Below are 15,021 nucleotides of genomic sequence, written 5' to 3'. Positions count from 1 at the left end.
ATAAGGGTAACCTAATTCACTGTCCTCGACGCCACCGAAAGGCTCCAGCGTGCAGAACCCGACAGCCGACGCATCCGACCTCACCGTCGGCTTCGCACCGCACCCCGCGTCCGCCGCGAGCCGTTATCGGGAGTCCGGGGTGTTTCCCGGACGGCCCCTGTGGCACGTACTCATCGACGCAGCCTCCAAACGGCCCACCGCGCCTGCGGTGACCGATGCATCTGTCGACGGTCCGGTCACCCTGACGTACGCAGAACTCGAGTCGGCCGCGACCCGACGCGCCGCCGGTTTCACCAGGGCCGGATTGCGCCCCGGTGACCGGGTGATCCTGCAGCAGCACAATTCGGCACAGTTCGCGATCAATCTCTTCGGTCTGCTCCGCGCAGGCGTCGTCCCGGTGATGACCCTGCCCGCCCATCGGAGCGCCGAGATCGTGCACCTCGCCGCGGGCTCCGGAGCCGTCGCCTACATCACCGAAGACGATCGCCGCGGATTCGACCACCGGGAACTCGCCGTCGCGGTACAGGACACGGTGCCGTCTGTACGGAAGGTCTTCGTCGACGGTGACCCCGGCTCGTTCTCGGCTCTGCCCGATGCCGATCCCGCCCACGTACCGCTCCCGGACGAGGGCGACATCGACCCGGACGCGCCTGCCCTGTTCCTCATCTCGGGCGGCACCACCGGGCTGCCCAAGCTCATCGCGCGTACTCACAACGACTACGCCTACAACGCGCGGCGGTCAGGCGAGATCGCCGGGCTGAACGCCGACGACACGTACCTGGTGGCGCTGCCCGCCGCCCACAACTTCCCGCTCTGCTGCCCCGGGATACTCGGCATGGTGACGGTCGGCGGGCACGTCGTGTTCACCGACAATCCCAGTCCCGACAACACTTTCGATCTCATCGAGAGCCATCGCGTGACCGTCACCGCGCTGGTGCCGGCGCTCGCGCAGGTGTGGTGCGCGGCCACCGAATGGGAGCCCGCCGACATCGGCTCGTTGCGTCTGCTCCAGGTCGGTGGCGCAAAACTCGCGGCACCGGATGCGATGGCCCTCGATGACGCACTCGGCGACGTGGTCCAGCAGGTGTTCGGCATGGCCGAGGGACTGATCTGTTACACCCGTCTCGACGACCCTCGGGAACTCGTGCACACCACCCAGGGCGCACCGATGTCGGAGTACGACGAGATCCGCGTCGTCCACGAGGACGGCCGCGACGTCCCCGACGGAACCGAGGGCGAACTGCTGGTCCGCGGTCCGTACACGATCCGGGGCTACTACCGCGCCGACGAGCACAACCTGCGGTCGTTCACATCGGACGGCTACTACCGCTCCGGCGACAAGGTACGCCGCCTGCCCTCCGGACATCTCGCCGTGACCGGGCGGATCAAGGACACCGTCGTGCGCGGCGGCGAGAACGTGGCCGCCGACGACGTCGAGGAGAATCTCCTGGCACACAGGTCGATTCGGCAGGCCGCCGTGATCGGACTCCCCGACGACGCGCTGGGTGAGAAGATCTGTGCCGTCGTCGTGCTGTCATACGAGCACCCGCGCGCCGAGCCGCTGGAACTGCGCGACGTCCGGGCCTTTTTGACCGAACGCGGTTTGGCTGCGTTCAAACTCCCGGACGCGCTGCGGGTCGTCCCGGCGCTCCCGCTCACCGCCGTCGGGAAGATCGACAAGGCGGCACTACGGGAGCCGTCGCCGGGCGCCTGACCCGGACCGGACGGATCGACCTCGTTCAGCCGAGGTATCCGCCCCCGTGCGGGAAGAAGTCCTTGGCGGCATGCTCGACTCCGTCGTCGGTGCGCAGCCGTTCGATCACGAGACCTCGATTGCGCCCCAGGTGCGCATCCGAGCCGGCGACGATCACCATGCCGTCGCCTTCGTGGATGAACACCCGTCCCGGCGTGCCACCGTAGACACACCGGGACACAGATGCTTTGGTGACCCTCAACCGCTGACCACGAAAGTGGGTGTACGCGTTCGGATATGGATCGGATTGGGCCCGCACCAGTCGATCGATCTGGTCGGCGGGCCAGTTCCAGTTGATCGCCGAATCGATCTCGGATCGCTTGTGGAAGAAGGTCCGGTCCTCGAGCCGCTGCGGGGTCCACACGGCTGTGCCGGATTCGATCTGCTCGAGCGCATCACCGAGAACGCCCGGGATGAGGTCGATGGTGGCCGCGACGAGTTCGGTCGCCGTGGACGTCGACGTGATCGGAACCGCCCGCTGGAGGACGACGTCGCCGGTGTCGAGACCGTCGTCCATCCGGTGCGCGGTGAGGCCGACCTCGGACTCACCGCTGATCAGCGCCCAGATCACCGGCGAGAAGCCGGTGAACTTCGGCAACAGCGAGTCGTGCAGATTGAGCGTTCCGTGGGGCGGCAGGTCGAACAGTTCCCGCGGCAGCCACGTGCGCCAGTTGTTCGCGACGATGATGTCGGGTTCGAGGTGCTTGACCCGCTCGATCAACTCGTCGTCGGGGCGTTGTGCGAGGTGAACCGGTATGCCGTGCTCACGGGCGAGGTCCTCGACCGAATCCGACCAGATGGTCTCGTACGCGTGCTCACTCGGCGGGTGCGTCACCGACAACACGACCTCGTGCGGCGATTCGATGAGCGCCTCGAGCGTCCGGTGGCCCCAGGTCTGGTAGCCGAAGGTCACGATCCGCATTCGGTTCATCCTCCTTGTGGCGCAACGCAATCCGCGTGGTGGTGACCCGTTCGGTAGGTCGCCGGGCTTTGACAGCGTGCGCATGGTTCACTTCAATGAGTGAGGTTAGCGTAACCTCATTACCTGGCTCCGTGAAAACGAGCCTCGACATGGCCGCGAGGAACCTTCGTTGAACCCACGAACGATCGATGATCAGATCGGTGCCGCTGAACGGCTGCCCGAATCACGTCGGACTGACGATGTCGCGTCGCCTCGCCTGCCGCTCACCGCAGCTCAGCGGGGACTGTGGTTCGCCCAACAGCTGATCCCGGACACCCCGATCGTCATCGCGACCTATGTGGAACTCCACGGCGATCTCGACATCGATGTCCTCGATCGGGTCTGCCGCCGCGGCCTGACCGAGGTCGAGTGCCTGATCCGGATCGGCGAGGTCGACGGGGTGCCCTACCAGGTCGTCGACCGTTCGGGCGAGGACCACTTCCCGATCGTCGACGTGCGTGATCACGACGATCCGGCCGCTGCCGCGCACGAGTGGATGGTCGCCGACTACACCGCGGGCTTCGACCTGCTCGAAGACCGGCTCATCCGCGGCGCCGTACTCCGCCTCGCCGACGGTCACCACTACTGGTACTCGTGCATCCACCACGTCGTCGTCGATGGATACGGCGCGATCCGGTTCATGAATCGCGCCGCCGAGTTGTACACCGCAGAACTCGCCGGGACCGGCGCGTCCGATGACAGCTATGCCGCATCCCCGCTCGAGGACCTCGTGGCCGCCGATGCCGCGTACCGGGACTCGAAGCGGTTTCGGACCGACCGCGACCACTGGATGGCGAAGGCACGTGACCTGCCGGCCCCGCTGTCTCCGGCCGGCGTGGCGGGCCCTCCCGACATCACCCCGCTGCGTGGTGGCGGATTGCTCTCGCCCGGCCTGTCGGGTCGCCTCGCCGCCGCGGCCGAGGGGTACCAGAGCATCGACGCAGCCGTCACCATCGCCGCCGTCGCCGCCTATTTCGCCATCGCGACCGACACCTCCGACGTGGTGCTCAGCCTGCCGGTGACCGGACGCACCAACGCGGTGCTGCGCAAGGCCGCGGGCATGGTGTCCAACGTCGTGCCGATCCGGATGCAGGTGGACGCGGCCACCACCGTCGGCGAGCTGGTGAAGGCCACCGGACTGGAACTCACCGGTGCCCTCCGCCATCAGCGGTATCGCAGCGAGGACCTCCGCGCCGACCTGGTCGCCGCCGATCCGGCACGCGCCACCAACGGCGCCGAACTCGGCGGGCTGTACGGCCCGACCATCAACGTGATGAACTTCCCGACCGATCTCGAGTTGGGTTCTGTCGCAGGCCACTTCAACGTACTGACCTCCGGGCCGATCGCCGACATGATGGTCAACCTCTACCCGGCCGCCGAGGGCACCCGGGTCGACATCCTGGCGAACCATCACCTCTACGATCGCGACACACTCGACCGCCATCACGAGCGCATGATGGCGGTGCTGGAGGCCTTCGCCGAGGGCGACCCGGCACGCCGCGTGCTGTCGATCGACACGCTGAGTGATGCCGAACGCGACGCCCTGGTGCCCGCACGCGGCCCGATCGCCCCGCCCCCGCGCACCCTGGGGGCCATCATCGACGAGGCGATCGTCCGGGCCCCGGATGCCATCGCGTTCACCCATCACGATCGCGGCGATGAGCACGGTAGCGCCACCTACCGAGAGGCCGGGCGCTGGGCGGCGGCGGTCGGCAGGCACCTGGCCGATCGGGGTGCACGGCCGGGCACATTCGTCGCGATCGCGATCGAGCGCTCCCTGGACTCGGTCCGCTCCGTCTGGGCCGTGGCCCGTTCGGGCGCCGCGTTCGTTCCGGTCGACCCCGATTACCCGACCGAGCGGATTCGTCACATCCTCACCGACAGCGGTTCGACGGTCGGTATCACCACCCGGGCGCTTCGCGACCGCCTGCCCGACGACGTCGACTGGCTGGTCCTCGATGATCTCGACGACTCCGACACCGCCTGCGGCGAGCCCGGTGAGGGCGAATCCGCCGGTGCGGCAACGCAGACCGCCCGCGTGGACGATCCCGCGTACATGATCTACACCTCCGGGTCGACCGGGACCCCGAAGGGCGTGGTCGTGACCCACCGGGGCCTGTCGGCGCTCGCCGCCGAACGGCGCCACAGTTATCGCGTCGCCCCCGATTCCCGATTCCTGCACAACACCTCACCGAGTTTCGACATGGCTGTCGGCGAACAGATCTCGGCGTTGTCGGCGTCGGCAACCTTGGTCGTCGCCACACCCGGTCTGACCCCCGACGAGCTCGCCGACGTCATCACACGCGCCGGCGTCACCCACGCACTGCTGACGCCGACCGTCCTCTCGACCCTCGCACCGGAGCGCCTCACCGGGCTCAGGATGCTGGGCGTCGGCGGCGAAGCCGTCACCGCGGATCTCGTGCGCCGGTGGGCGCCCGGACGCGAGATGCGAAACGGGTACGGCCCGACGGAGGCCACCGACATCGCCACGGTCGCCGCGCTCACCGCGGACAGCGCCGTGACCATCGGTGGCCCGGTCCACGATTTCCAGGTCATGGTCCTCGACTCATGGCTGCGCCCGGTACCTCCCGGCGTCCGGGGCGAGCTCTATCTCGCCGGCCCGGGACTGGCGCGGGGCTACCACGGCCTGACCGCGCTCACGGCGACGCGCTTCGTGGCCTGCCCCCTCGTGTCCGGCGCCCGGATGTACCGGACCGGCGACGTGGTGTCGTGGGTGCCCGGCGACCTCCACACGCCGTACCTCGAGTACCACGGAAGATCCGACAACCAGGTCAAGATCAGGGGCCGCCGGATCGAACTCGGCGAGATCGAGGCCGCCCTCGTGCAACTCGCCGAGGTCCGGCACGCGGTGGTCACGGTTCGCGGCACCGCCGCGGGCGCCCGTCTGGTTGCCCATGTCGTCGGTGTGCCTGGCACACCGGTGGACGTGGACGTGGTCCGATCGTGGTGCGAACAACGTCTACCCGTGGGTCTCGTACCCGACAGCGTCATGGTCCTCGCGCACCTGCCGGTCACTCCGAACGGCAAGCTCGACACCTCCGGACTCCCCGAGCCGACCTTTGCCGCCGAGAAGCCCTACCGCGCACCACGAACACCCACGGAGCAGGCACTGGCCGACCTCTTCGGCCAGGTACTGGGGGGTGGCCGGGTCGGGGCCGACGACTCGTTCTTCACCCTCGGCGGTGACAGCATCGGGGCCATCGGCCTGGTGTCCCGCGCCCGCGCGAACGGGCTGCATTTCACCCCGCGCGACGTGTTCGAACGCAAGACCGTCGCAGCGCTGGCGCGCGTCGCGACCACCCAGGACCCCCGGCCACGGCTCGACGAACTTCCCGGCGGTGGCGTGGGCAGGCTGCCGCTCACCCCGATCATGCGCTGGCTGGTCGGCCGGCCGGGTGGAATCGACCGCTACGCACAGTATCTCGTCCTCCGGTTGCCCACCGGAATCGGACGGGACGGTATAGTCGAGACGCTCTCGGCCGTCATCGCCCATCACGATGCGCTGCGCGGGCGACTCGTCGACGAGGACACCGCGCTGAGTATCGACCCCGAGAGCGCCGTCCCGGTGGACCTCCTCGTCCGGCGTATCGATGTGGACTCCGACGCCGACCTCGCCGAGGTGGCGCGGACGGCTCTCGAGGCGGCCCTGGGCCGCCTGGCGCCCCGCGACGGCATCATGAGCCAATTCCTCTGGCTACATAAAGAATCCGGCGACGACCTGCTCATCGCGGCCATTCACCATCTTGCGGTCGATGGGGTCTCGTGGCGCATCCTGGTACCCGACATGATGACCGCGTGGTCGGCGGTGAGTGCGGGAGAGCACCCGGCACTCGAACCGGTCGGCACCTCACTACGGCGGTGGGCACACGGCCTCACCGAACGTACGGCCGAGCTCACCGACGGCGAGATCGGTTATTGGAGATCCGCATTCGACGCCGTCACGCCCGACAGCAACTTGCAGGTCGATCCCACCAGGGACACCGTAGCCGATCTCGCCCGGACGGAGATGTGTCTCGGGGCCGATCTCACTCGTGCCGTGGTCGAGTCGATCCCGACCGCGTTCCGGGCGACCACCGAGGACGTCCTCGTCGCGACCCTCGCCGCGGCCGTGGCCACCTCCTCGCCCGCGACATCCGACACGCTGGTCGTCCAGCTCGAAGGACACGGCCGAGAGGATTCGCTGCTACCCGGAGCAGATCTCTCGCGGACCGTGGGGTGGTTCACCACCGCCTTCCCGCTGCCGATCGATCGTGGCCGCCTGGGCGTGGGTCCCGGCGGCGCTCCCGCTGACCCTCCCGATGCCACCGCGGCGATCGAAGCAGTCAAGTATGTCAAGGAACTGATCCGCGGTCTGCCTTCGCGTGGAGCGGGTTACGGGGTCATCCGGTATCTGGCATCACCACCCGGACACACGATGGCGGGGCCCGGCGCGGACTCGCCCGCGGTGAGCCTCAACTATCTCGGTCGGGTCTCGGCAGACGCCATTCCGGCCGAGTTCGCCGGACTCGGGTGGCTGCCCACCGACGAGGTCGGCCGGATCGCCGTCACGCCGGACGTGGGCATGCCGGCCGTGGCCCCGCTCGACGTCAACGTCATCGTGACCGGTGCGACGCCTGCCGATCTGACCCTGACGGCCACCGTCGACCATGTGGCACGAATCGTCGACGAGGGCACGGTCAGCGGCGTTGTCGCACGATGGGAACAGATACTGACGCTACTGGCCGACACGGTTCGCCACGGCGCACACGGATGGACACCGTCCGACGTCGCGCCGGCCCGTGTCACCCAGCGAGACCTGGACCGGTGGATCGCCCGGTATCCCGACCTGGTCGACGTCTGGCCGAGTTCGCCTCTGCAACAGGGGTTCGCATTCCACTCAGCTCTGACCTCCGGGGTCACGGCAGGCTTCGGACCGTCGGACATCTACGTCTCGCAGGCGACCATCACCCTGGACGGCCCGGTCGATGCCGATCGTCTCCACACCGCCGCGCGCGCGGTGGTGGCACGACATCCGGCGCTGCGCAGTGCCTTCACGACCTCCGACAACGGTGAACTCGTCACCCTGCTGCAGGGCGGCGCCGAACCCGGCTGGCAGGTCGACGATCTCACCGATCTCGACCCCCTTCGGGTGCCCGACCTCCTGGACGGAATCCGATACCGCCAGCGTGCACAACCCTTTTCACTCGACAGCGCCCCGCTCCTGCGCTTCGGTCTCGTCCGCACGGCACCCGAATCGTTCGCGCTGATCGTCACCGTCCACCACATCGTCGTCGACGGCTGGTCCATGCCGATCCTGCTCCGCGACCTCCTCGTCCTCTACGCGACGCGCGGTCTGGAGGCGGCACTCCCGGACGCACCGAGCTACCGCAACTTCTTGCTGTGGCTCGCGGACCGGGACCGGGGTGCGGCACGAACCGCCTGGTCGCAGGCCTTCGCCGGTCGGACACAGGGCACCTTGCTCGCACCGGATGCGACCTCCTCCGATCCCGGGTCTCCTCGACGCGTGACCCTGGACCTCGGCCCCGAACGATGGGCGCGACTCGCGCAGTGCGCCAACGATGCCGGTGTCACGGCGAACACCGTCGTCCAATCGCTCTGGGCGATTATCCTGGAACGCCTCGCACCCGGCGACGACTCCACGCGCGGCGGTCTGGACGTCACCTTCGGCGCGACCGTCTCGGGCCGGCCCGCAGAGCTCGACCAGGTCGACGAGACGGTCGGATTGTTCATCAACACGGTGCCGGTCCGGGTCCGCGCCGACGCAGGCGAACCCGTCACGGCGATCTGGCAGCGCCTCCACGACGACCAGGCCTGCTTGATCGACCACCACCACCTGGGACTCGCCGACATCACGCAGGCAGCGGGTCCGGGTGCGGGATTCGACACCCTCGTCGTCTTCGAGTCCTACCCGGTCGACACCGAAGGGCTGGTGACCGCCAACGGTGTCGACGGGGTGCGGGTCGTCGACGTCGCGATGGACGAGGCGACCCACTATCCCCTCACCCTGACCGTCGAGGCGCAGCCACGACCACGACTCGTCTTCAGCGCCCGGACGGGGGCGGTCGACGACACCGCACTCGCTGCTGTGGTCGAGCGTTTCGATCGCATCCTGCGGACCGTGTGCGCGGACCCGTCGGTCGCCGTGGACGCCCTTCCGTTCCTGACCGAATCCGAAGAGCAGCAAACAGTTCCGCTCCGAGGTCGGCCAGCGGAGCGGCCGATGACCTTGCGGCAGATCATCCGGACGGCGGTGGATCGCCGGCCGGACGGTGTCGCCATCCGCTGGAACGGTCGATCGATCACCTATGCCGAGGCCGACCGGTGGTCCGACGAGGTGGCCTCTCACCTGTCCGCGGCCGGCGCGCGGTCCGAGGACTATGTCGCGATCGCCCTTCGCCGGTCGGCCGATTCGGTCCGCAGCGTATGGGCCGTCGCCAAGACCGGTGCCGCATTCCTGCCCGTCGACCCCACCTATCCGGCCGACCGCATCGCGCTGCTCCTCGAGGACTCCGGTGCGCGCCTGGGTGTGACAGATCGCCGCACGCGTGCGCATCTCCCGGATTCGATCGAGTGGCTGGTTCTCGACGATCACCGGACCGAGCATCACCAGACGCGGCCGGAGGACGTGCCCGCACACACCGGGAAACCACGAATCGAGCTCGCCGACAACGTCGATCACCCCGCCTACCTGATCTACACGTCAGGTTCCACCGGTACCCCCAAGGGCGTGGTGGTGTCGCACCGGGGCCTCGCCAATCTGGCCGGCGAGCGACGGCACACGTACCTCGTCGACGAGGACTCGCGGTTCCTGCACAACACCTCACCGAGCTTCGACATGTCCGTGGGTGAGCAGCTCGCGGCCCTGTCGGCGTCCGCGACCCTCGTGATCAGCGATTCCGAGGCGAGCCCGATGACGCTGCCCGACCTGGTCGGACACGAGCGCGTGACCCACGCCCTGCTGACGCCGACGGCCCTCGCGACGATCGAACCCGACGCGCTCGAAGGACTTCGCGTGCTCGGGGTCGGCGGCGAGGCGATCGGACGCGAGCTGGTGTCCCGCTGGGCACCCGGTCGGGCGATGCGCAACGGGTACGGCCCCACCGAGGCCACCGACATCGCGACCGTGGCCTCGCTGGAACCCGAAACGGTCACGCCGACCGGCGCGGTCCCGATCGGCCGTCCGGTCCGGGGCTTCGAGATGGTCGTCCTCGATCCGGCGCTCCGACCGGTCGCGCGCGGGGTGGTGGGCGAGCTCTACGTCGCCGGCCCGGCCATCGCCCGGGGCTATCACGCCCGGCCGGCGCTGACCGCCGACCGGTTCGTCGCGAACCCGTTCGGTACACCCGGTGATCGGATGTATCGAACCGGCGACCTGGTGTCGCTCGCCGACGACGACTCGATCCGCTATCTCGGCCGCGCCGACCGACAGGTCAAGATCCGTGGTCATCGGATCGAACTGGGCGAGATCGAGGCGGCGCTGCTCCGGAGTCCGGCGGTTCGGCAGGCCGTGGCGGTCGGCAAGCCTGGCCCGCAAGGCCATACCGTGCTTGTCGGATACATTGTCGGACACGACTCCTCGCACCCCGACGTCGTGGCGCCACAATCCCGGGAGATCCTCGACGAGGTCGCGCGGACCCTGCCGCGGCACCTGGTGCCGTCGACGATCGTGGTCCTCGACGCGATCCCCACGACACCGTCGGGCAAGGTCGACGAGCGGGCCCTACCCGATCCGGAGTTCGCCTCCACGACCGCGTATGCCCCGCCGTCGACGCCGACCGAGCACGTGGTCACCGAGGAGTTCGCGCACCAGCTGGGCATCGAACGCGTCGGTGTCGACGACGACTTCTTCCTGCTGGGCGGCACATCGATATCCGCATTCGCCATGGTTGCCCGACTTCGTGACCGGACAGGTTCTCTGTTGCCGATCGCTGCGGTGCTCGACGAACCGACTCCCCGCGCACTCGCCCGCAGCCTCGACGATCCAGATCCCGTGGCGGACGATGCTGCGCTGGGCGTCCTGCTACCGATCCGACCGTTCGGCTCCGGCGCCCCGCTGTTCTGTGTTCATCCCGCCATCGGATTGTCGTGGGGTTACGCCGGATTGCTCCGCCACCTGGACGCCGACCGACCCGTGTACGGCCTACAGATCCCGGGAGTGGTCGATGACGACTCGGTGCTCTCGTACGACACGATCGACGACCTGGCGGACCGCTATCTCCGGGAGATCCGAAACGTGGCGCCGCACGGTCCCGTCCACTTGCTGGGCTGGTCACTGGGCGGTGTGATCGCTCATTCGATCGCCGCCCGGATCGCGGCCGCCGGGGGCGTCGTCGGGTCGCTGACCTTGTTGGACAGCGTCCTGCCGGCGGCTCTGCCCGACCGGGACGACGCGATGCGACTGACAGACCTGGTCAGTGCACTCGGCCTCGAAGATCACCCGATCGCGGCGATCAGGGACCACCACGCACCCGTGACACGGGCATCGGTGGCTGATCTGCTGGCGGAGGTGGAGGACATGCCGCCAGGTCTGCAACCCGAGGTCGTGTACTACCTGATCGATGCGGCCGCGCATACGGACAGGCTTCTCCGCAGGCATGTGCCGCCCGTGTACGACGGGGATGCGTTGTTCGTGGCGGCCGATCCGGACGGCACCGCCGACTCGACCGCGAAGTCGAGCTGGATGGGCCCCATCACCGGGCACGTCGACGACCTCCGGGTCCGGTGCACGCACTGGGAGATGTGCTCCCACGCCGCGATGCACGCCATCGGACCTGCGGTCGAAGCGTATCTACAGCGTCCCCGGCCGGCGCGCGGGAACGGTCGTGCGACGCCATGAGCGACGTCGAACTGGTCTCCATGGACCGCCGCGGCCGGATACCCGACGGCGCCCGCGTGTTGCGTGGTTCGATGCGGGACAACAGGCGCTCACTGATCGCCTCGACCGCACTCCTGTCGCTGCATCAGCTCTGTGAGGTGTCGGTCCCCGTCCTCATCGGGGTGGCGGTCGATCGGGCGCTCGGCCATGCCGACGCGGCATCCCTCGTGCGGTGGTTGGCGGTGCTGGCCCTGGTCTTCCTCGTCCTGACCGTCGCGTACCGGTATGGAGCCCGGATCGCCATGACCGCGGCACAGGGCGAGGCACACCGACTCCGGATGCGATGTGCGGCAACCATCATCGAGGACACCCCGGTCACGTCACCGGATCTACGCGACGGCGAGATGTTGAGCATCTCCAACTCCGACGCCGACGAGACCGGCAACCTGCTCCGCTACGTCCCCCAGGCGGGATCGGCCGTCGTGGCGCTGATCGCCTGCGCCGCAGTGCTCATCGGTATCGACAGCACTCTCGGCATCACCGTCCTGATCGCGGTACCTCTCATCCTCTCTCTGGTACAGCTCCTGTCCCCGTTCACAACCCGCCTCATCGGCGCGCAGCAGCATCACATCGGCCGTTCCACCGCACTCGCGGCCGATCTCGTGACCGGGATGCGCACGCTGCGCGGCATCGGCGCGCTCGACATCGCGTCCGACCGTTATCGGGAGGCCGACGGCCGCACCCGATTCGCGATGCGGCGCGCGGCCATCGGTCACGGCGCGTTCTTCGGAGCCGCCACCGGCGTGACCGGTCTGATCGCAGTCGGGGTCGCTGCATTGGCGGGGTGGTTCGCGTTGACCGACCAGATCACCGTCGGCGCACTCATCACCGTCCTCGGCCTGGCCCAGTTCCTGACCGAGCCGCTGGCGATCGCCGCGATGCTGCCGGGCCGCGTCGCGACGGCTCGCGCCTCGGCCGAACGCATCTCGACGTTGACCGCCCGACACCGATCCGCCGACGACACCATCGTCCGTACCGACCGCGACTCGACAACCGCTCCGCCCCACCAGGGAGAGTTCGTGGCCGTCCGGGCCCCGGATTCCGCGACCGCTCGGGCATACGCGAGCCAGATCGGTTCCGTCGCCCGACCCGATCTGCTGGTCGAACCACACTCGGTCGATCTGTTCACCGGAACGATCTGGTCGAATCTGGTCGTCGACCGACGCAGTGCGCCGCCCCGGGCCGCGGTCGTCGAACTCCTGGAGGCCCTCGGAAGCCTGGACATCCTGGGCGGCGGCGGCGTCGAGGCTCTCGACACCCCCGTCTCGGATCGCGGACTGTCACTGTCCGGAGGGCAGCGACAGCGACTCGCGCTGGTGCGCGCCCTCATCCGGGACCCGCGCACTCTCGTCCTCCACGATCCGACGACCGCGGTCGACGCCATGACCGAGCGCGTCATCGCCGAAGCGGTGTACCGGCGTCGACACGGTCGCGGGGCGACCCGGACGACGACCGTGATCACCAACAGTCCCGCATGGCTCAGGGTGGCCGATCGTGTGGTCACGCTCCCCTCGGGTGCCACGGAGCCCGCTTCATGACGGCGTTGCGGGTCGCCGATCGAGCGGAGACGTCGCGCTGGCTGCTCAAGGCCGTACGGGCCAGGCCAATGCTGACCGCGACCGTCGCGATGCTCTGCGCGGTGACCGCCGTCTGTGCAGTGATTCCGGTACTCGCACTCGGGATTCTGGTGGATCGGGTGAGCAGCCACGCGACCGCGGGATCGTTGATCCCGGTCGCACTGCTCGCCGCGTGCGCAGCCGTCGTCGGTGGGCTGGCCGCCGGTGCGACCATGTATGCGGTGGCACGCCTCGGGGCCGACGTGATCGCCGATCTACGCGCCGAGGCAGTGGATGCGGCCCTTCACCTTCCGCGCGCGACCATCGAGGTGGCCGGCCGCGGCGATGTGCTCTCGCGGGTGAACAACGACGTGACCGTCATCAATCGCGCGGTCACCACGGTAGTGCCGACGGTCGTGACCGCGGCAGCTCTCACCGTGGTCAGCGTGATCGCGATGGCCGGACTCGATTGGCGGCTGGGCCTCGCCGGTTTCAGCGCCATCCCGTTCTACGTCGCGGCCCTGCGGTGGTACGTCCCCCGTTCGGCACCCGTTTACGCCGCGGAACGCGCCGCCGCGGCCGAACGCGCACAAGCCGTCGTCGAGTCGGCGACCAGTCGCGACACCGTCCTTGCCTACGGCCTGCAGGACCGTGAGCTCGACCGTATCGAGGAGGCCTCGCTGCGCACCCGGGACCTCGCGGTCTCGGTGTTCACCCTGTTCACCCGCCTGGTCGGCCGGGTGAACAGAGCCGAGTTCGTCGGTCTGGCAGCGATTCTCTCGATCGGCTTCTGGCTGGTGTCGGCGGACGCCGTCACGGTCGGTGCGACGACCGCCGCCGCTCTGCTCTTCCATCGCCTGTTCAACCCGATCGGGATGATCCTCTACAGTTCCGCGGAGTTGCAGCTGGCAGGCGCCGGTCTCACCCGGCTGGTCGGTGTCGTCGAGACGAAGTCGTCGGCTCCCGATGCGGATTCCGACGTCGACACACCGGTCTCACCGGTCAGCCAGGCGGGATTGACACTGCGCGACATCCACTTCGGCTATACACCGGATCATGCGATTCTCCGTGGTCTCGACCTCGACATTCCCCGGGGCCATCGACTCGCGCTGGTCGGCGCCAGCGGGGCAGGCAAGTCGACGGTCGGCGGCCTGATCGACGGCACCCTCGTGTGCGATCACGGAGAGATACTCAAACCGGCTGCCGCGCAAGTCTTCACCATCAGTCAAGACGTTCACGTGTTTGCCGGACCGCTCATCGACGATCTCCGTCTGGCAGCGCCGGCCGCCACCCGCGCGGAAGCCTTCGAGGCGTTGGCCATCGTCGGTGCCGACGGGTGGGTGCGGTCATTGCCATCGGGGATCGACACCGTGGTCGGCGAGGGCGGGTTCCGCCTCGGCGAGGCTCGAGCGCAACAGGTCGCGCTGGCCCGTCTGGTGCTCGCCGACCCCGAGATCGCGATCCTGGACGAGGCGACGGCGGAGGCCGACAGCGACCAAGCCGCCGACCTCGATCGGGCGGCACTGGCGGCGACCGCGGGACGCACGACATTGGTCATCGCGCATCGACTCTCCCAGGCACTCACCGCGGATTCCGTCGCGATCATCTCCGAAGGCGTCATCACCGAACACGGCCCTCCCGACACACTCGTCGGCGCGGGAGGCGAATTGACGCGCCTGTGGGACACCTTCCACGCGCAGCACCCGGGCCACGATGACCGTTCCGGTCCGGCCGAACATCCACCGCAGACAATCTCAACCGAGATGAGGACTCACCGATGACCCCCACGACGTCAGACAACCACCGCGTCTCGTAACTCGACAACGGTGAGGCGACACCACTGATGGCCCGATTT

Annotated in this window: 5 protein-coding genes; 4 read left to right on the top strand and 1 reads right to left on the bottom strand. The window is 68.7% G+C overall.

The genetic code is table 11. The features are described from left to right. Positions 1–49 precede the first annotated feature (49 nt). Complete coding sequence (locus ACLQ3I_RS15460; RefSeq protein WP_425802986.1) at positions 50–1,714, top strand: (2,3-dihydroxybenzoyl)adenylate synthase; 1,665 nt, start codon at positions 50–52, stop codon at positions 1,712–1,714. Between the two features lie 25 nt (positions 1,715–1,739). Here the strand turns inward: ACLQ3I_RS15460 and ACLQ3I_RS15455 are convergent, their stop codons facing one another. After that, complete coding sequence (locus ACLQ3I_RS15455; RefSeq protein ID WP_425802984.1) at positions 1,740–2,675, bottom strand: methionyl-tRNA formyltransferase; 936 nt, start codon at positions 2,673–2,675, stop codon at positions 1,740–1,742. A 169-nt stretch (positions 2,676–2,844) separates the two neighbouring features. Here ACLQ3I_RS15455 and ACLQ3I_RS15450 point away from each other — a divergent pair, with 169 nt between their 5' ends. Genes ACLQ3I_RS15450 through ACLQ3I_RS15440 form a run of 3 tightly spaced genes read left to right on the top strand, consistent with a single transcriptional unit; the run spans position 2,845 to position 14,947 of the window. Further along, positions 2,845–11,571: an amino acid adenylation domain-containing protein gene (locus tag ACLQ3I_RS15450; RefSeq protein WP_425802981.1), complete on the top strand. Its 8,727-nt coding sequence runs from the start codon at positions 2,845–2,847 to the stop codon at positions 11,569–11,571. Next, on the top strand, positions 11,568–13,148 hold the full coding sequence (locus tag ACLQ3I_RS15445) for an ABC transporter transmembrane domain-containing protein (RefSeq protein ID WP_425802979.1): 1,581 nt from the start codon (positions 11,568–11,570) through the stop codon (positions 13,146–13,148). The genes ACLQ3I_RS15450 and ACLQ3I_RS15445 overlap by 4 nt, the downstream gene beginning before the upstream one ends. Further along, positions 13,145–14,947, top strand: coding sequence for an ABC transporter ATP-binding protein (locus tag ACLQ3I_RS15440; RefSeq protein ID WP_425802977.1), 1,803 nt, complete (start codon positions 13,145–13,147; stop codon positions 14,945–14,947). The genes ACLQ3I_RS15445 and ACLQ3I_RS15440 overlap by 4 nt, the downstream gene beginning before the upstream one ends. The last annotated feature ends 74 nt before the right edge of the window (positions 14,948–15,021 follow it).

Source organism: Gordonia sp. DT101 (assembly GCF_049844895.1).
In the GTDB taxonomy this organism is placed as follows: Bacteria; Actinomycetota; Actinomycetes; order Mycobacteriales; family Mycobacteriaceae; genus Gordonia.
Note: the sequence above shows the minus strand (reverse complement) of the source record. Positions and strands in the feature narration are given on the sequence as shown.